The sequence below is a fragment of the Streptomyces sp. NPDC048734 genome (assembly GCF_043198675.1).
Lineage (GTDB): Bacteria > Actinomycetota > Actinomycetes > Streptomycetales > Streptomycetaceae > Streptomyces.
In genome coordinates, this window is sequence record NZ_JBICUZ010000002.1 from 317,123 (window position 1) to 334,974 (window position 17,852).

A 17,852-nucleotide genomic window follows, 5' to 3' on the forward strand; every position below is an offset into this window, starting at 1 on the left:
CGGACCGCCACAGCATCCGGCCGCCACGCACCGGGCCGCCACGCACCGAACCGCCGCGCGCCGGACGGCCACGCGCCAAGCCGTCGCACACCGGGCCGCCACGCACCGGGCCGTCGCACACCGGGCCGCCACGTACCGAACCGCCGTGGACCGGGACGCCACGGCATCCGGCCGCCACGTACCGAACCGCCGTGAACCGGGCCGTCGCGCACCGGGAAGACTGCTGTAGCGAACCTGTGACAATCGCCCCCACCTGCGCCGCCGCACGGCCCGCCACCACCTCTGCACTCCGGGTATACACGCCGCGTATACACCGTGTGTACAGTCCTCCTCATGTCCATCGGTCACACACTCCTCGGACTCCTGGAGTCCGGGCCCCGTCACGGTTACGACCTCAAGCGGGCCTTCGACGAGAAGTTCGGTCACGACCGGCCGCTGCACTACGGCCAGGTCTATTCGACGATGTCCCGGCTGCTGAAGAACGGCCTGGTCGAGGTCGACGGCATCGAGGCCGGCGGCGGCCCGGAGCGCAAGCGGTACGCCATCACCGACGCCGGGGTCACCGACGTCGCCCGCTGGCTCGCCACGCCCGAGAAGCCCGAGCCGTACCTGCAGTCGACGCTCTACACCAAGGTCGTCCTCGCGTTGCTCACGCACCGCGACGCGGCCGACATCCTGGACACGCAGCGCTCCGAGCACCTGCGCGGCATGCGCATCCTCACCGACCGCAAGCGCCGGGGCGACCTCGCCGACCAGCTGATCTGCGACCACGCCCTGTTCCACCTGGAGGCCGACCTGCGCTGGCTGGAACTGACCGCCGCGCGTCTGGACCGGCTGCGAGAGGCGGTGACCGCGTGAGCGCCCCCGCCGGTTCGCTGCTCGCCGCGGAGAACCTCCGCAAGGCCTACGGTCCGACGCTCGCGCTGGACGGTGCCGAGTTCTCCATCCACCCCGGCGAGGTCGTCGCCGTCATGGGCCCCTCCGGGTCCGGCAAGTCCACGCTGCTGCACTGCCTCGCCGGGATCGTGACGCCCGACTCCGGCTCGATCACGTACGACGGGCGGGAACTGGCGACGATGAGCGACGCCCGGCGCAGTGCGCTGCGGCGCTCGGAGTTCGGGTTCGTGTTCCAGTTCGGGCAGCTCGTGCCGGAGCTGACCTGCGTGGAGAACGTGGCGCTGCCGCTCAGGCTGAACGGCGCCCCGCGCAAGCAGGCCGAGCGGGCCGCCCTGGCGTGGATGGAGCGGCTGGAGGTCGACGACCTGAAGGGCAAGCGGCCCGGCGAGGTGTCCGGCGGGCAGGGGCAGCGGGTGGCCGTGGCGCGCTCGCTCGTCACCGACCCCCGGGTGCTGTTCGCCGACGAGCCGACCGGCGCGCTGGACTCCCTCAACGGCGAACGCGTGATGGAGCTGCTCACTGAGGCCGCCCGGTCGGCCAACGCGGCCGTCGTCCTGGTCACGCACGAGGCCCGGGTGGCCGCCTACTCCGACCGCGAGATCGTCGTACGGGACGGGAAGTCGCGGGACATGGAGCGCGTCGTATGAACGTCCGCCAGTGGTCCAGGGACCTGGGCCTGGGGGTCCGGTTCGCCTTCGCCGGCGGACGGGAGGGGTGGATCCGGGCCGTGCTGACGGCGGTGGGCGTGGGGCTCGGCGTCGCCGTCCTGCTGCTGACGACGGCGGTGCCGAACGCCCTCGCGGCGCGCGACGACCGTGAGGACGCCCGGCTCGACTGGCCGTTCGGGGCGACCCAGCCGGCCAGGGGCGACGACACCCTGCTGATCGCCGACTCCGACACGACGTTCCGCGACAAGGACATACGCGGCCGGATCGTGGAACCGGAAGGAGCCCGGGCCCCGCTGCCGCCCGGCGTGAGCCGGTTCCCCGCGAAGGGCGACATGGTGGTCTCGCCCGCGCTGAGGAAGCTGCTCGCCTCCGACGGCTCGGCGTTGCTGCGGGAGCGGCTGCCGTACCGCGTCGTGGGGACGATCGGGGAGGCCGGGCTGATCGGCTCCCAGGAACTCGCCTACTACACGGGCGCCTCCGGACTCGCCGCGCACCTCGACGACAGCGTGGGGGCGATCCGGCTGAAGGAGTTCGGGAACCCCGAGCCGACGGAGGAGGAGACCGACCCGGTGCTGCTCCTGCTCGTCCTCGTCGTCATCGTGGTGCTGCTCATGCCGGTGGCCGTGTTCATCGCCGCGGCCGTGCGGTTCGGCGGTGAGCGGCGCGACCGCAGGCTCGCGGCCCTCCGGCTGATCGGCAGCGACGGGCGGATGACGCGGCGCATCGCGGCGGGCGAGGCGATGGCCGGCTCGCTGCTGGGCCTGGTCCTCGGCGCGGTCTTCTTCCTGATCGGCCGCCAGGTGGCCGGTTCGGTCGAGGTGATGGGCATCAGCGTGTGGCCCAGCTACCTCGACCCCTCCCCCGCGCTGGCCGCGCTGATCGTGCTGGCGGTGCCGACGGCCGCGGTCCTGGTCACCCTCTTCGCGCTGCGGGGCGTGGTGATCGAACCCCTCGGCGTGGTGCGCACGGCCCGGCCCGCGCGGCGACGGCTGTGGTGGCGGCTGCTGATGCCGGCGGCCGGCCTCGCGATGCTCTACCCCATGATCGGGCAGGGCCGCGAGAACGGGGACTTCAACCAGTACCTGGTGACCGGCGGCGTCCTGCTCCTCCTCGTCGGGGTCACCGCCCTGCTGCCCTGGCTCGTGGAGTCGGTCGTGGCCAGGCTCGGCCCGGGCGGCGTCGCCTGGCAACTGGCCGTGCGCAGGCTGCAGTTGAGCAGCGGTACGGCGGCCCGGATGGTCAACGGCATCGCGGTGGCGGTCGCCGGGGCGATCGCGCTGCAGATGCTGTTCGCGGGCGTGGACGGTGACTACACCAAGTCCACCGGCCAGGACGTCGCCCGGGCGCAGATGCAGGTCCAGGTGCCGGACGGCGCCCCGATGGCCGAGACCGCCCGGAAGTTCGCCGACACCAAGGGCGTCCGCAAGGTCACGGCGCTGTGGGAGGGCTACCTGGGCGACTCCTCCTGGAACAGTGAGAACGGCCCGAGCCTGAGCGCGGCGCTGACCGTGGGCGACTGCCCGGCCCTGCGCGAGCTGGCGAAGCTCCCCTCGTGCGGGGACGGGGACGTCTTCGTGGTCGACGGCGTCGAGTACGCCCCGGAGGGCCCGCAGCTGAGCAGGCCCGGCAAGAAGCTGTACCTGGAGCAGTCCACGCCGGAAGGCAGCCGGGAGACCGTCTGGACCGTCCCCGCGGGCGTCACCACGGTCCGGTCGCTCAAGGGGCTCACCGAGTGGGAGCGCGGAGGCTTCCTGCTCACCCCGAGCGCACTGCCCGAGGCGGCCGAGAAGCTGGTCAGCGGGCAGCTGTACCTCTCGTTCGACGAGTCCGTGCCCGACGCGTACGACCACGCCCGCAACACGGCGTTCCACGTGGATCCGATGACCCGCCCGATGAACTGGTACTCCACGAAGCAGGACGAGAAGTTCACCTCCATCCGCACCGGTCTGCTCGTCGGCTCCGCCTGCGTGCTGGTGCTGATCGGGGCGAGCCTGCTGGTGTCGCAGCTGGAGCAGTTGCGCGAACGCCGCAAGCTGCTGTCCGCGCTGGTCGCCTTCGGCACCCGCCGCCGCACGCTGAGCATGTCGGTGCTGTGGCAGACGGCGATCCCGGTCGGGCTCGGTCTGCTGCTGGCCTCGGTGGTGGGCATCACGCTGGGCGGGGTGCTGCTGCGGATGACGGGCACGCCGGTGAGCGTCGACTGGTCGAGCGTGCTGGCGATGACCGCCACCGGTGCCGCGGTCGTCCTCGGTGTGACGCTGCTGAGCCTGCCGCCGTTGCTGCGGCTGATGCGGCCGGAGGGCCTGCGCACGGAGTGAGCACGCGGCGCCGGACGGGCCGGGGGTGCCCCGCCGGGACGGCAGGGGCGTCCTCGGCCCGTCCAACGCCGGTGCGCCGTGCGGCCGCCGCGCCGTACAGCCGGTGCGCCGTACAGCCGGTGCGCCGTACAGCCGGTGCACCGTGCGGCGGCGGCCGCCGCGCCGTACAGCCGGTGCGCCGTACAGCCGGTGCACCGTGCGGCGGCGGCCGGTGCGCCGTACAGCCGGTGATCCGCCGTCGCGGGCCTCGGTCCGCCGTGCCCGGCGCTCCTCCGGCCGCACGGGGGCGTCACGCGTCCGCGGCGAGAACGCGCACCGGCAGTGGCGCCAGCGCCTCCCGCAGGGAGTCCGCCAGTTCGGCGTACTCGGCGCCGCGGGCCGCGCCGGAACGCATGGCGAGGGCGATCCGGCGGGTGGGGGCGGGGTCGGCGAAGCGGCCGGTGAGGAGCTGCGTACTGCGACTGGTCTCGACGGTGACGGCGGTGCGCGGCAGCAGGGTGCAGCCCAGGCCGCCGGCGACGAGCTGGACGAGGGTGGAGAGCCCGGCGGCCGTGGTGGTCACCGGGGCGTCCTCGCGGCCGGCCTCCCGGCAGATGTCCAGGGCCTGGTCGCGCAGGCAGTGCCCCTCGTCGAGGAGCAGCAGGTTCAGTTCCCTGAGGGCCTCGCGCGCGATGCCCTCGCGTCCGCCCAGCCGGTGGCCGAGCGGGGTGACGAGCACGAAGTCCTCGTCGAAGAGCGGGAGTTCGGTGACGCCGGGCATGCCGAGGGGGACGGCGAGCAGCAGCAGGTCGAGGCGGCCGGTGTGCAGTCCGTCGACCAGGCTGGCGGTCTGCTCCTCGTGGACCTGGAGGTCGAGCGCCGGGTAGCGGTCGTGGACCAGGCGCAGGACGGTGGGCAGCAGGTAGGGCGCGACGGTGGGGATGACCCCGAGCCGCAGCACCCCGGTGAACGGCGCCCGCACCGCGTCCGCCTCCTCCAGCAGCGCCCCGACCTCGGCCAGCACCGCCCTGGCCCGTACGGCGAGACGCTCACCGGCCGGGGAGAGCAGCACCTTGCGCGTCGTACGCTCCAGGAGGGTCACGCCCAGGGTCTCCTCCAGCGCGGAGACGGCGCCGGACAGGGCGGGCTGGCTCATGCCGATGGCGGCGGCCGCGTCCCGGAAGTGCAGGTGCTCGGCGACGGCCGCGAAGGCCCGCAGTTGCGCCAGACTGGGCAGCCGCCTCTTGGCCCCGCCATTACCCGTGGTCACTGATAACCTCCTCCGATCAACCCGACCGAGTGTAGCGATTTCTGTAATCAATGCACCCTGTGTCAGCATCAGGCTCGTCCAACCCATGGGGAGCGTCCGCGATCCGGACGCTTCTTCGCTGCAAGGAGAGCGTGTGCTCACTGTCGGTGACAAGTTCCCCGAGTTCGAACTGACCGCCTGCGTCTCGCTGGAGAAGGGTGCGGAGTTCGAGCAGATCCACCACAAGTCCTACGAGGGCAAGTGGCTGGTCGTGTTCGCGTGGCCCAAGGACTTCACCTTCGTGTGCCCGACCGAGATCGCCGCGTTCGGCAAGCTGAACGACGAGTTCGCCGACCGCGACGCGCAGATCCTGGGCTTCTCCGGCGACTCCGAGTTCGTGCACCACGCCTGGCGCAAGGACCACCCGGACCTGACCGACCTGCCGTTCCCGATGCTGGCGGACTCCAAGCACGAGCTGATGCGGGACCTCGGCATCGAGGGCGAGGACGGCTTCGCCCAGCGTGCCGTCTTCATCGTCGACCCCAACCGTGAGATCCAGTTCACGATGGTCACCGCGGGCTCCGTCGGCCGCAACCCCAAGGAGGTCCTGCGGGTCCTGGACGCCCTGCAGACCGACGAGCTGTGCCCGTGCAACTGGACCAAGGGCGAGGACACCCTCGACCCGGTCAAGCTGCTGGCCGGGGAGTGACCTGAGATGTCCCTCGACACCCTGAAGTCCGCGATACCGGACTACGCCAAGGACCTGAAGCTCAACCTCGGCTCGGTCATCGGCAACTCCGACCTGCCCGCCCAGCAGTTGTGGGGCACCGTGCTGGCGACCGCGATCGCCTCGCGCTCCCCGATCGTGCTGCGCGAGCTGGCGCCGGAGGCGAAGGCGAACCTCTCGCCCGAGGCGTACGCGGCGGCGAAGTCGGCCGCCGCGATCATGGCGATGAACAACGTCTTCTACCGCACCCGCCACCTGCTGTCGGACCACGAGTACGGCAACCTGCGGGCCGGGCTGCGGATGAACGTGATCGGCAACCCCGGGGTCGACAAGGTCGACTTCGAGCTGTGGTCGTTCGCGGTGTCCGCGATCAACGGTTGCGGCATGTGCCTGGACTCGCACGAGCAGGTGCTGCGCAAGGCGGGCGTCGAGCGTGAGGTGATCCAGGAGGCGTTCAAGATCGCCTCGGTGATCCAGGCTGTCGGCGTCACCCTCGACACGGAGGCCGTCCTCGCCGAGTGACGGCGGGTTCGGCCCCGGGCCCCGTTCACCCCTCGGGGTGGGCGGGGCCCTGTCGTTCCCCGCCCCCGGCGCCGGGGGCCATCGCCGGCCCCCCGCCGCCGTCGGGATCGGCCCCGTCCACGAGGGCCGCGGGGCCGGCCGGCCGGACCGGAGCCGCGTCGACCGCGGTGGCGCCCCTGGGCTGCGGGGCCGTCCGCAGGGCCGGTTCGCGCGAGTAGGCGTGCAGGTAGCCCACCACCGTGTTCGTCACCGCCACCAGCGGTACGGCGACCACCGCGCCGCCGATGCCGGCGACCATGCCGCCGGAGGCGACCGCGAGGACCACCGCGAGCGGGTGGACGCGCACGGCGCGGCCCAGGATGAACGGCTGGAGGATGTGGCCCTCGATCTGCTGCACGGCGAGCACGACCGCCAGCGTCATCACCGCGGTGAACACGCCCTGCGTGACCAGGGCGACGACGACGGCGAGCGCCCCGGAGGCGACCGCGCCGACCAGCGGGATGAAGGAGAACAGGAAGATGAAGACGGCCAGTGGCACGGCCATGGGCACGTCGAGGAAGTAGATGCCGAGGCCGATGAAGATGGCGTCGATCAACGCCACCACCACCGTGCCGCGCACGTACGCCGTGAGCGTCGCCCAGGCCCGCGGTCCTGCGCCCGCGACACCCGGCCGGGCGGCGGCGGGGACCAGCTTGAGGGTCCACTGCCAGATGCGCTTGCCGTCGTAGAGCAGGAACAGCGTCGAGAAGAACGACAGCAGGATGCCGGTGAGGGCCTCCACGACGACGGTGACGCCCTCCAGGCCGGCGGAGGTGATCTCGTCGGTGTTGGCGCCGACCGCCTCGCGCAGGTTCTTGGCGATCCCGTTGATCTGCTTGTCGGTGACGTGGAAGGGGCTGTCGAGGAGCCAGCCGCGGAGGTCGTCGATGCCGTCCTGGACCTGGTCGGAGAGGTTGTCGATGTTCTCCATGACCTGCCAGGTCACGAACCAGCCCATCAGGCCGATGACGACGAACCCGAGGATCCCCGTCAGCGCGGTCGCGGGCCCGCCGGGGACACCCAGCCGCTTCAGCCGGGCCACGGTGGGTTCGAGGAGCGCGGTCAGCAGCAGGGACACCACGAAGGCCAGCACGACCAGTTGGACGGCGGTGATGACCTTCATCAGGACCCAGACGGTCCCGGCGAGCACCAGCAGCCGCCAGCCCGCCTCGGCGGCGACCCGGACGCCCCACGGCACCACCTGCGCCGGGTCGGGGCGCGGCGCGGGCGGCGGCAGTTCCGCGGTGGGCTCCGCCGGCGTCTCGGGCGCCGCCGGCCCGGGGCCGGCGGCGCTGTCCCGGTCGGCCTCGGCCCGACGTTCGTCGAGCCGTTCACCCATCTCGCTCAGACCGGCACCGAGCCGTCCGAGCCACCCTGGCACTCTCGACATGATCCGCCTTCTTCCCCCGTCTCTCCCCACCACTCACCCCTGGAGTCGTCGGCATCGACCGTACAGGGCGAAAGCCCCTCCCCCTAGGACGGGGAGGGGCTGCGCGGGGTTGCGGAGGACCGGCTCGGTACGAGCCGTCAGTACGAGCCGTTGGCCTGCCAGTAGGCCCAGGCGTCGCAGGGACTGCCGTAGCGGTCGTTCATGTAGTTCAGGCCCCACTTGATCTGGGTGGCCGGGTTGGTGCGCCAGTCGGCGCCGGCCGACGACATCTTCGATCCGGGGTAGGCCTGGACGAGGCCGTAGGCGCCGGAGGAGGGGTTGACGGCCTTGTAGTTCCAACCGGACTCGTGGTCCACGATGTTGCTGAAGCACTGGAACTGCCCGCTGGGAATGATCTGGCGGGCGATGGCCTGCACCTCGGCGACCGAGTACGACCCCTGCTGGGTGAAGGTGGCGCTGCCCGCGGCCGACCGCGTCGCGGTGTCGGCCTTCGCCTGCGCGCGCTCCTCGGCCTCTTTCTCGGCCTTTTCGGCCTCTTTCTCGGCCTTCGCCTTGGCAGCGGCGGCCTTCTGCTTGGCGACCGCGTCCTTGGCGGCCTGTCTGCGGGCCGTCTCCTCCGCCGTCTTCTTGGCGGTGGCGTCGGCGGCGACGGCCTGGGCGTCGGCCTGCCGGGCCAGCGAGGCCGTCTGCACCTGGGCCTGCCCGCCTGCGGGTAAGTCGGCGAGCAGTACCGAACCGCCGGTCGCCTGGGCGTCGTCGGCGGTCTGCACGGCGTCGCCCTGGGCCACGCCCATGACGGCGCCGACAGTGGTGACCGCGGTCGCCGAGGCCACGGCGAATCCCCTGGCCGATATCGGACTCACACGGATTCCTTCTGCAGTGCCGTCAGATGGAGGGGAACGGCGGCGGGAGCCGCCCGCGCTCAGTACCAGTGGTTGGCCTGCCAGAACGACCAGGCGTCGCACGGGCTGCCGTAGCGCTCGTTCATGTAGTTCAGGCCCCACTTGATCTGGGTGGCCGGGTTGGTCCGCCAGTCGGCGCCCGCGGACACGTACTTGCCGGCGGGCAGTGCCTGGAAGAGGCCGTAGGCGCCGGAGGAGGGGTTGACGGCCTTGTAGTTCCAGCTGGACTCGTGGTCCACGATGTTGCTGAAGCACTGGTACTGGCCACCGGGCACCATCTGCTGCGCCATCGCCTGGATCTGGGCGATGGTGTAGGAGCTCTGGACGGCGAAGGTCGTGGAGCTGCGGCTCGCGGCGGCCTTGGCCTCGGCGCGTTCCTTGGCCTCCTCGGCCGCCTTCTCGGCGGCCTCCTTCTTCGCGATCGCGGTCTTGGCGGCGGCCTTGCGGGCCGCTTCCTCAGCGTCCTTCTTGGCGCTCTCGTCCGCGGCGATGGCCTGGACACTGGCCTGCTGCGTCAGGGAAGCGGTCTGCACCTGGGCCTGCTGGCCCGCGGGGATGTCAGCGAGGAGCGTCGTGGCTTCGCTCGCCGTCGCCTCCGCGTCGTTGGACTGCGCGACGCTGCCCGAGGCAACGCCGACGACGCTTCCGACGGCGGTGACCGCGGTGGCCGAGGCCACTGCGAATCCCCGGACCGAGATCCGGCTCACACGGTTTCCTTCCAGCATCGCCCGCTTCGGTGACCCTGGCGGACGCAATCGTGCCCCTGAACACTGGCCTCCCAACTGCGGGGTCACGGGAGGCGCGGGCCCGGTGGGCAACTCCCTGTCCGGGAGAGCCGCGTGATGCTCGGGCGGCATACGACGAAGCTATGGAGTTGGGGTGGTGCCGTATCGCTGGCGATACATGGGTGTCGTATGCGGGGCCTGACAGGATGGAGACTCTGCCGTAACCCGACGCCGGGTGGCAATTCCGAGTTGCGTGTGAAAGCTCACATCCTGTTTCGCCCTGGGTGTTTCCTCGTTCGCCCACATACGGAGGCGCCGCCCGACTAGGCTCACAGCCTTTGCCGAGCGGCGCCAACTGTCCGGCAGCGCCCGCGAGACGGGGCGGTCCGGTCAGATGTGACCGTCCTCCAGCATTTCGGTCACAAGGGCCGCGATCTGGGACCTCTCGGACCGGTTCAGGGTGACGTGCGCGAAAAGCGGATGCCCCTTCAGCTTCTCCACGACGGCGACGACTCCGTCGTAGCGGCCGACCCGGAGATTGTCCCTTTGTGCCACATCGTGGGTCAGAACGACCCGCGAATTGGCTCCGATCCGGGACAGAACGGTCAGCAGGACGTTCCGCTCCAGCGACTGGGCCTCGTCCACGATCACGAACGCGTCGTGCAGCGAGCGGCCGCGGATGTGGGTGAGCGGCAGGACCTCGAGCATGCCGCGGGCGGTGACCTCCTCGATGACCTCGCGGCTGGTGACCGCGGACAGCGTGTCGAAGACCGCCTGTGCCCAGGGGCTCATCTTCTCGGCCTCGGAGCCGGGCAGGTAGCCCAGTTCCTGCCCGCCGACCGCGTACAACGGGCGGAAGACCATCACCTTCTGGTGCTGGCGGCGTTCCAGGACCGCCTCCAGACCGGCGCACAGCGCGAGCGCCGACTTGCCGGTGCCGGCCCGGCCGCCCATCGACACGATCCCGACGTCCGGGTCGAGCAGCAGATCGAGCGCGATGCGCTGCTCTGCGCTGCGGCCCTTGATGCCGAACGCCTCCCGGTCGCCGCGCACCAGCCGCACGCCGCCGTCGGCCGCGACCCGGCCGAGCGCCTTGCCGCGCTCGGACTGGATGGTCAGGCCGGTGTGCACGGGCAGCTCGGAGGCTTCCGGGACGTACACGCGTCCTTCCTCGAAGAGGATGTCCACCTGTTCGCCCGGCAGCGTCAGTTCCGACATTCCGGTCCAGCCGGAGGAGTCCGTGATGGCCAGTTCGGCCCGGTACTCCTCGGCGAGCAGCCCCACGGAGGACGCCTTGATCCTCAGCGGGAGGTCCTTCGACACGACGGTGACGTCGAACCCCTCGGCCTGGAGGTTGCGGGCGACCGCGAGGATGCGCGAGTCGTTGTCCCCCAGGCGGTAGCCGGTGGGCAGCACGCTGGGGTCCGAGTGGTTGAGCTCGACACGGAGGGTGCCGCCCAGCTCCCCGATCGGAATGGGGGCGTCGAGACGGCCGTACTTCACCCGGTAGTCGTCGAGCAGGCGCAGGGCCTGCCGGGCGAAGTAGCCGAGTTCGGGATGGTGCCGCTTGGCCTCCAGCTCGGTGACCACGACGACGGGGAGCACGACCTCGTGCTCGTCGAAGCGGTTCATGGCGTGCGGGTCGGCCAGCAGGACGCTGGTGTCGAGAACGTAGGTGCGCCGGTCTGGCTTGTGGCGCTTTGCGCTGGTCACCACGGAAGGACGTACCCCCTCGGATGAGGTCGGGGAGCGACGGAGTGGAGCTGGACCGGAATTCGACCGCCTGCACGGGCCGAGAACCGGCCCTCCGCTGCGTCCGTGCGGACCGCACGATCGGGCTGGTGCAAAGGGCCTCCCGGGCGGACGGCCCCGTGCCGTCCGCTGAGATCCGACACCCGTGGTTCGGGCGTCGACCTGCTTGGTTTATGCCCTCGAAGATGCGCCGCCATGCCACGGCATATGACGGCGCGTTGATGAACTCCTCGTTACTTCTGCTCCGGACGGGGTACCCGGGGGCTTTCACCGGGGGGTGGGCCGGGGGCAGGGAGGTGCGGCCGGGGCCGCGGGTACGGCCGGCCTGCCGCGGTGTGTTCGGTGCGTGCGGCCGTACTGCCGTCGGCGCGTGCCGCCGTCGGCGCGTGCCGCCGTCGGCGCGTACGGCGGCCGGGCCGTCGGCGCGTACGGCCGGAAACGGCCGTCGTGCCGGTGGCGCGGTCGGCTCAGCCGCCGAAACGCCGGTGCCGGGCCTCGTAGTCGCGCAGGGCGCGCAGGAAGTCGACCTTGCGGAAGGCCGGCCAGAACACGTCGCAGAAGTAGTACTCCGAGTGAGCGGTCTGCCACAGCATGAATCCGGACAGCCGCTGCTCGCCGCTGGTGCGGATCACCAGGTCGGGATCGGGCTGGGCACCGGTGTAGAGGTGGCGGCCGATCATGTCGATGTCGACGGACTCGGCGAGGTCCTCCATCGAGACGCCCTTGTCCTGGGCGTCGAGGATCATCGAGCGGACCGCGTCGGCGATCTCCTGGCGGCCGCCGTAGCCGATGGCGACGTTGACGAGTATTCCGTCGATGTCGGCGGTGGCCTCTTCGGCCTCCTTCAGCGTGCGCTGCATGCCGGCCGGCAGGAGGTCGGGCGTACCGACGTGGTGCACGCGCCAGCGGCCGTCGGCGGCGAGGGTGCGGACGACGTCCTCGATGATGCCGAGGAGGGGGACCAGCTCCTCCTCGGCACGGTCGAAGTTGTCCGTGGACAGCAGCCACAGAGTGACGACGCCGACGTCCGTCTCGGAGCACCAGCCGAGGAACTCCTCGATCTTGTCGGCGCCCGCCCGGTGGCCGTGCACGGTGGTGGAGCCCGCGGCCTTCGCCCAGCGCCGGTTGCCGTCCATGATCACGCCGATGTGCTTGGGCACCTGAGCGTGGTCCAGGTGGCCTTCCACCCGGCGCGCGTACAGCCTCACCAACAGGCCGCGCAGCTTGTCGCGCAGGTTCACGTGATTGTCAGCCCCTCCGTGCGGTGGCGGTCCCCGCGGGCGGCAGCCTACCCCCAAGGGAGCCGGGGTGGGCGGGCGGGGTGCGGGCGTGGTGCGGATGTGTCGGCGGATGCGTGCGTCGGGCGCCGCGGGGGCGGGTCCGATGCGGCGCGGTGTGCGGGAGGTCCTTGCGGGGTGCGGGAGGTCCTTGCCGGACCCCGTCCTCCGCGAGCACAAAAAACGGGCCGGTCCGTGGGGGGGATACGGACCGGCCCGAGGGGGGGTTTCCACCATAACCCTTCGTGAGGGATGACGGGTGCATCGGCGCGCCACAATTACTCTCCGGAGTCGTCCGGCGACGGGGCGCTGACGACTCGGGGTGGGATTCGCAGGTGGTTCACGACCAAAAGGCGGCGGAATCCAGGCGGACCGACTCGGACGCCGATGAAAGCGGAGGTTTTCGCGCCGGTTGAGGCCTGACCGCACCGCGCGGCCGACTTCCCTCCGACGGGCTAACCCCGGCCGCGCGTCCACTTGACGCGGCACGTCACCGCGCAGCCCCCTCCGCTGCACGGTGACGCCCGCGCAGCTTTGCTGGCGCGAATTGCCTGGCGTCGAATCTACCGGAGGCGGGGCGGCGGTCCGGACCAACTCCGATAACGATGTGGAAACCCTGTGGAGATGGCGAGGCGATGTGTGGGTGAGTGGGCCGAATGACCGTTTCGTGCAGGGCTGTTGTCCCGGTGCGGGTCCGAGCGACGGCCGGCCCCGCGAGGTTCGAAGGGGGTCGGCGGGCGCAAACACGCAGCGGCTCCCGGAGCGAGCGGGAGGAGAGCGGGAGAGGAGCGGGAGTCGGGCGAACAGGTCCAGCAGGTGGACCAAGCGCTTTGAGAGTGGCCGGAGTTGGCGGTCAGGAAGGTGGCGGCCGACCGCACGCCCGACGGCCGGGCACGCGGTCGGAGTGTAGGGACGCCAGCACAGGGCAGCGTCGGGACGCACCACGGAGCAGCGTCGGGACGCGCTACGGGGCCGGTCTGCGGGCATCGACGAGGTGACGGGTGCTGTGCGCCACGAAGGGGCCCTCGGACTCGATCCGCTCGTGCAGGGAACGGAGTTGTTCCTCGTACCGGTCCACGGTGAAGCCGGGCACCATCCACACCACCTTGCGCAGGAAGTGGACGACGGCGGCGATGTCGTGGAACTCGACGCGCAGCCGTTCCGTCCGCAGGTCGACGATCTCCAGGCCGGCCGCCTCGGCGTCGGCGCGTTCGCGGTCGGGACGGCGGACCGCGCTCACCTCGGCGGGCAGCGGACCGAGGAAGTGCTCGACCAGCTCGAAGACACTGCGCGGGCCGACGTGCTGGGCGAAGTAGCCGCCGCCCGGTTCGAGGACGCGCGCGATCTCGGCCCACATCGGCCGCACGGGGTGCCGGCTGGAGACGAGGTCGAAGGCGGCGTCCGCGAAGGGCAGGGGCTCGTCCTCCGCGACGGCGACCACCGCGACGCCGCGCGGCCGCAGCAGGGTCGTGGCCTTGGCGATGTTCGCCGGCCGGCCTTCGGTGGCGACGGCGAGGACGGGGGCCTTCGGGGCGGCCCGGCCCAGGGCGAAGTCCAGGACCTCCCCTCCCCCGGTCTGCACGTCGAGCGCCGCGCGGGCGCCGGCGAGCCGTCCGGCGAGGGACACCGCGTACCCCCAGGAGGGCCGCGCCTCGGTGGCCCGCCCCTCGAACCAGGAGAAGTCCCACCCCTCGGTGGGCACGGCCAGTCCCTCGGCGACCAGGTCCTCGAAGCGGCGGGGCCGGTGCTCGCCGTCGCGCGACGGCGACCGCCGGGGGCCGTTGTCCATGGTCGACATGGTCACTTCACCAGGGGCCGTACGTCGTCGCCCACGAACCGGATGAAGCCCTCGGGGTCGGGTTCGTCGGCGGTCGGCAGGAGGACGACCGTGTCGGCGCCCGCCTCGGCGTACCGCATGACCCGCTCGGCGACCTCGGCCGCGTCCCCGGCGACGCCCAGGCCGGGGACGTCGGAGAGACCGGTCGCGACCAGCTCGCGCTGGAGGCGGGCGGCGGCGTCCTCGCCGGTGGCGGTGAAGAGATAGACGACGATCTTGTGCTGGGCGGCGTCCCGGCCGGCCGCCGCCCTGCCCTCCGCCACCAGCCGACGGGCCTCGCGCACGCCCTCCGGGGTGAAGACCTCGTTGAGGACCGTGCCGTCCGCGACCTCGCCGGACAGCCGCAGGGTGCGCGGGCCGATCCCGCCGACCAGCACCTCGGCCCCGCCCGGCGGCGGCCAGTCGAGGGCGACGTCGTCCAGCGTGACGTACCGCCCCCGGGTCGTGATCCGCTCGCCGTTCAGCAGGCCGCGCAGCGCGAGGGTGTACTCGCGCAGCAGGGTCAGCGGGGAGGCGTGGCGGGCGCCGACCTGGCCCATCCAGTCCTGGACGCCGTGGCCGATGCCGAGGCTGACGCGGCCGGGGAACATCCGGTGCAGGGTGGCGGCCTCCATCGCGGTGACGGCGACGTTGCGCAGCGGCACCGGCAGCAGACCCACCCCGATGCGGACCCGCTCGGTCCAGGCGAGCGCGGCCGCGGCGGCCGAGATCCCGGCCTCCCGGAAACAGTCCTCGAAGACCCACAGCTCGTCGAGTCCGGTGGCGTCCGCGAGACGGGCGATCGTGCGGAGCCGCTCCGGAGGCAGCTGCGGGCGGAAGATGGCGCCGAGTTCGGTCATGATCCCTTCCTATCCGGGCGTCCCCGGCCGGACAACTCCATTACGGCGCCGTCGAGTCGACGGGGGCTTGCGCACCGCTCCCGTCGCGTTCGTGGTGCAGCAGGACGACGCCGTTGCCGAAGGCGCGGGTCTCGACCAGGCGGAGACCGGCCGGGGCGGAGCCCTCCGCGAACAGCGGGGTGCCGCCGCCGACGATCACCGGATGGACGTAGATCCGGAACGCGTCGACGAGCCCCTGCCGCAGGAAGGCGGCCCCCACCTGCGCGCCGCCGAGGACCAGGGTCCCGCCGGGCCGCTCCTTGAGGGCGCACACCTCCTCCGGTACGACGTCCCGCACGACGGTCGTGTTCCAGTCGGCGTGCTCCATCGTCCGCGAGTACACGATCTTCGGCATCTCCCGCCAGATCCCGGCGAACTCGGCCATGGGGGCGGTGGCTTCGGGGTCCTGGTCGGCCGTGGGCCAGAAGCCGGCCATCAGCTCGTAGGTGACCCGGCCGCTCAGGAAGGCGCCCGCCTCTCGGAGGCTGTCGTTGAAGTGCTGGTGCAGTTCCTCGTCGACGCGGTGCCAGGAGATGTCCCGGCCGGGTCCCTCCATGTACCCGTCGACGGAGACGGAGGCGGTCAGGACGATGTCACGCATGGCGGTGCTCCTCGCTGGTGCTCGGGTCCCTCTTCTCACGGTGCCACGGGAGGGGGTGTGGCGGGGGCGGGGCGGGGATACGGTCGTCGCGCGGCGGGCAGGTCATGGGCCCACCGGGTTCACCGGGTTCACGGGGCCCACGAGGCCCCCGGGGCAGGTCGACGGATCGGAGCTGGGGATGGGACGGCGGTTTCGGGACGGGCGGGGGCGGCTGGTCGTACCGGGTGAGGGCGGGGCGGCGGTGACGGTCCCGTTGGAGATCGCGGCCTCGTACCGCGCCCGGACGAGGGGCCTGCTGGGGCGGGACGCGGTCGAGGGCGCGCTGCTGCTCTCCCCCGCCGGCAGCGTGCACACCTTCGGCATGCGGATGCCCATCGACGTCGCCTACCTCGACCGCCACCTGACCGTCCTGACCGTCCGCACCATGCGCCCGGGACGACTGGGCCTGCCCCGGCCGAGGTCACGGCACGTGCTGGAGGCGGGGGCGGGGGTCATGGCGGGGTGGGGGGTGCGGGCGGGGGTGGTGGTGGAGGTCGAGTCCGACGCCGGGTCCGGGACCGGGAAGTCCGGGACCGGGAAGTCCGGGACCGGGAGGACCGGGACCGGTTCCGGCCGCCCCGTGTGAGGGAACGCCGCTAGCGGCTTGCTCCCGGCCGGGTGGCGGACGCGGCTGCAACGGCCGTGGCCAGTGGGTCGCGGGCCGGGCGGCCGAGAAGGTCGGTGAGGTCGGGGGCGGTGCCGTCCAGGAAGCCGTGCCGGATGCCCGTGGCGATCGAGGCGAGCATGGGCGGCTGGAACGGCAGGAGCCCCGGCGTGTCCTCGAGGAGCCTGCGCCGGTACTCGCCCAGCCCGATGGCGCGGTGCGGGACCCCGAGCCGGTCGGCCACCCGACCCGCCGTGATCGGCGTACCGACAAGGTCGTAGACGTGCCCGGCGTGCCGGGCCGGATCCGCCGCGACGGCCGCCGCGGCGTCGGCGAGGTCCTCCCGCGCGACCGCCGCCAGGGCACCGTCCCCGAACGCGGACTCCACGCCGTCCTCGGTCCACATCAGCAGGCCGCCGAAGAGTTCGGCGTACAGGCCGTTGCGCAGGATCGTCCACGGCAGTCCGCTCGCCCGCACCAGGCGTTCGGTGGCGCGGTGGGCGAGCGCGAAGCCGAGATGGTCGCCGGCCGTGGTCAGGCTCGTGTAGACGACGTGGCGGACGCCGTCGCGGACGGCGGCGTCCAGGACCGCCGCGTGCCGCCCGACGACCCGGTCGTCCTCGGCGTAACCGGCGGAGACCAGCACCAGGGTCGACACCCCGGTGAGATCGAGGCCCGCGTGGTCGTCGAAGTCGAGGTGCCGCATCCCCGCGCCCGGCGTGCGGCTGCCGCCCGTCGCGGCGGCGCCACCGGCCCGCAGCGCCGCGAGGGTGGCCGAGCCGAGGTTTCCGCTTGCTCCCGTCACCAGGATCATGTCGATCGCCGTCTTCCGTCGTGGTTCTCATCGGTAACTACGCTTGATCCTCGACCGCACACCCACCGGCTTCAAGAAGGCAGTTCGATGTCACTCACGCACACCGGGGTAACCGCCCCCGCCGACCTCGACCCCTGCGGCCGCGAAGACCACCCCGACTGCGGCATCCGCGACGTCCTGGACCGCATCGGCGACAAGTGGTCGGTGCTCGTGATCGTCGAACTCGCGGGCGGACCGCGCCGGTTCCGCGAACTGCAGCGCGCCGTCGACGGCATCTCCCAACGCATGCTCACCCTCACCGTCCGCAGACTCGAACGCGACGGCCTCGTGCTGCGCACCGTGTACCCGACCGTCCCGGCCCGGGTCGACTACCGCCTGACCGAGACCGGAGCCGGCCTGACCCACCTGGTCAAGGCACTCGCCGACTGGTCACTCGCCCACCGTGCCGCCATCGCGGAAGCACGGCACGCCTACGACCGGACCCACCCCGGCCACGACATCCGCTGACGAGGAACACCGTCACCGCACACGGCACACCGCACACCGGGCGTCCGGCGCGGACGCACCGTCGACGACGTGACGGCCTGCGGCAGTTGACGGGCGGTCCATGCGACTCGGGTGGCAGAGGCCGTGA

17 protein-coding genes are annotated in these 17,852 nt (G+C 72.1%); 7 read left to right on the forward strand and 10 right to left on the reverse strand.

The genetic code is table 11. The annotated features are described in order from the left end of the window. Positions 1-333: 333 nt before the first annotated feature. Genes ACGFQC_RS06625 through ACGFQC_RS06635 form a run of 3 tightly spaced genes read left to right on the forward strand, consistent with a single transcriptional unit; the run spans position 334 to position 3,883 of the window. Positions 334-858, forward strand: a complete 525-nt coding sequence (locus ACGFQC_RS06625) for a PadR family transcriptional regulator (RefSeq protein ID WP_363092581.1) — start codon at positions 334-336, stop codon at positions 856-858. Further along, positions 855-1,544 carry an ABC transporter ATP-binding protein gene (locus ACGFQC_RS06630; protein WP_363092582.1) on the forward strand — a complete coding sequence of 230 codons (690 nt, stop codon included), beginning with the start codon at positions 855-857 and terminating at the stop codon, positions 1,542-1,544. Before ACGFQC_RS06625 ends, ACGFQC_RS06630 begins: the two co-directional genes overlap by 4 nt. Continuing rightward, entirely contained in the window at positions 1,541-3,883 is a 2,343-nt protein-coding gene (locus ACGFQC_RS06635; RefSeq protein WP_363092583.1) for an FtsX-like permease family protein, read from the forward strand. The genes ACGFQC_RS06630 and ACGFQC_RS06635 overlap by 4 nt, the downstream gene beginning before the upstream one ends. Before the next feature lie 289 nt (positions 3,884-4,172). Here the strand turns inward: ACGFQC_RS06635 and ACGFQC_RS06640 are convergent, their stop codons facing one another. After that, positions 4,173-5,132 (reverse strand): hydrogen peroxide-inducible genes activator, encoded by a 960-nt coding sequence (locus ACGFQC_RS06640; protein ID WP_363092584.1) that lies wholly within the window; start codon positions 5,130-5,132, stop codon positions 4,173-4,175. Between the two features lie 133 nt (positions 5,133-5,265). Here ACGFQC_RS06640 and ACGFQC_RS06645 point away from each other — a divergent pair, with 133 nt between their 5' ends. Beyond that, positions 5,266-5,820, forward strand: a complete 555-nt coding sequence (locus ACGFQC_RS06645; RefSeq protein WP_363092585.1) for a peroxiredoxin — start codon at positions 5,266-5,268, stop codon at positions 5,818-5,820. A gap of 6 nt (positions 5,821-5,826) precedes the next feature. Further along, positions 5,827-6,360 (forward strand): alkyl hydroperoxide reductase, encoded by a 534-nt coding sequence (locus tag ACGFQC_RS06650; RefSeq protein ID WP_363092586.1) that lies wholly within the window; start codon positions 5,827-5,829, stop codon positions 6,358-6,360. Positions 6,361-6,385: 25 nt separating this feature from the next. Here the strand turns inward: ACGFQC_RS06650 and ACGFQC_RS06655 are convergent, their stop codons facing one another. The 8 genes from ACGFQC_RS06655 to ACGFQC_RS06690 form a co-directional block, all read right to left on the reverse strand. Beyond that, positions 6,386-7,789, reverse strand: coding sequence for an AI-2E family transporter (locus ACGFQC_RS06655; protein WP_363092587.1), 1,404 nt, complete (start codon positions 7,787-7,789; stop codon positions 6,386-6,388). A 137-nt stretch (positions 7,790-7,926) separates the two neighbouring features. Then, entirely contained in the window at positions 7,927-8,652 is a 726-nt protein-coding gene (locus tag ACGFQC_RS06660) for a transglycosylase SLT domain-containing protein (protein WP_363092588.1), read from the reverse strand. A 59-nt stretch (positions 8,653-8,711) separates the two neighbouring features. After that, positions 8,712-9,398 carry a transglycosylase SLT domain-containing protein gene (locus ACGFQC_RS06665; RefSeq protein ID WP_363092589.1) on the reverse strand — a complete coding sequence of 229 codons (687 nt, stop codon included), beginning with the start codon at positions 9,396-9,398 and terminating at the stop codon, positions 8,712-8,714. Positions 9,399-9,806: 408 nt separating this feature from the next. Continuing rightward, positions 9,807-11,132, reverse strand: a complete 1,326-nt coding sequence (locus ACGFQC_RS06670; RefSeq protein ID WP_363092590.1) for a PhoH family protein — start codon at positions 11,130-11,132, stop codon at positions 9,807-9,809. A 503-nt stretch (positions 11,133-11,635) separates the two neighbouring features. Then, the gene (locus ACGFQC_RS06675; RefSeq protein WP_363092591.1) at positions 11,636-12,409 is read right to left on the reverse strand and encodes an isoprenyl transferase; all 774 of its coding nucleotides are present in this window, start codon (positions 12,407-12,409) and stop codon (positions 11,636-11,638) included. Between the two features lie 1,000 nt (positions 12,410-13,409). Further along, positions 13,410-14,234 (reverse strand): methyltransferase domain-containing protein, encoded by an 825-nt coding sequence (locus ACGFQC_RS06680; RefSeq protein ID WP_363092592.1) that lies wholly within the window; start codon positions 14,232-14,234, stop codon positions 13,410-13,412. An 11-nt stretch (positions 14,235-14,245) separates the two neighbouring features. Next, on the reverse strand, positions 14,246-15,121 hold the full coding sequence (locus ACGFQC_RS06685) for an LLM class flavin-dependent oxidoreductase (RefSeq protein WP_363092593.1): 876 nt from the start codon (positions 15,119-15,121) through the stop codon (positions 14,246-14,248). Positions 15,122-15,161: 40 nt separating this feature from the next. Further along, positions 15,162-15,761 (reverse strand): dihydrofolate reductase family protein, encoded by a 600-nt coding sequence (locus tag ACGFQC_RS06690; RefSeq protein ID WP_363092594.1) that lies wholly within the window; start codon positions 15,759-15,761, stop codon positions 15,162-15,164. 178 nt (positions 15,762-15,939) lie between these two features. Here ACGFQC_RS06690 and ACGFQC_RS06695 point away from each other — a divergent pair, with 178 nt between their 5' ends. Continuing rightward, a complete protein-coding gene (locus ACGFQC_RS06695) occupies positions 15,940-16,386 on the forward strand; it encodes a DUF192 domain-containing protein (protein ID WP_363092595.1) in 447 nt (148 codons plus the stop codon). Positions 16,387-16,396: 10 nt separating this feature from the next. Here the strand turns inward: ACGFQC_RS06695 and ACGFQC_RS06700 are convergent, their stop codons facing one another. After that, on the reverse strand, positions 16,397-17,218 hold the full coding sequence (locus ACGFQC_RS06700) for an NAD(P)H-binding protein (protein WP_363092596.1): 822 nt from the start codon (positions 17,216-17,218) through the stop codon (positions 16,397-16,399). A gap of 87 nt (positions 17,219-17,305) precedes the next feature. On the opposite strand from ACGFQC_RS06700, the gene ACGFQC_RS06705 reads away from it, so the two are divergent. After that, positions 17,306-17,725: a helix-turn-helix domain-containing protein gene (locus tag ACGFQC_RS06705; RefSeq protein WP_363092597.1), complete on the forward strand. Its 420-nt coding sequence runs from the start codon at positions 17,306-17,308 to the stop codon at positions 17,723-17,725. Positions 17,726-17,852 lie beyond the last annotated feature (127 nt).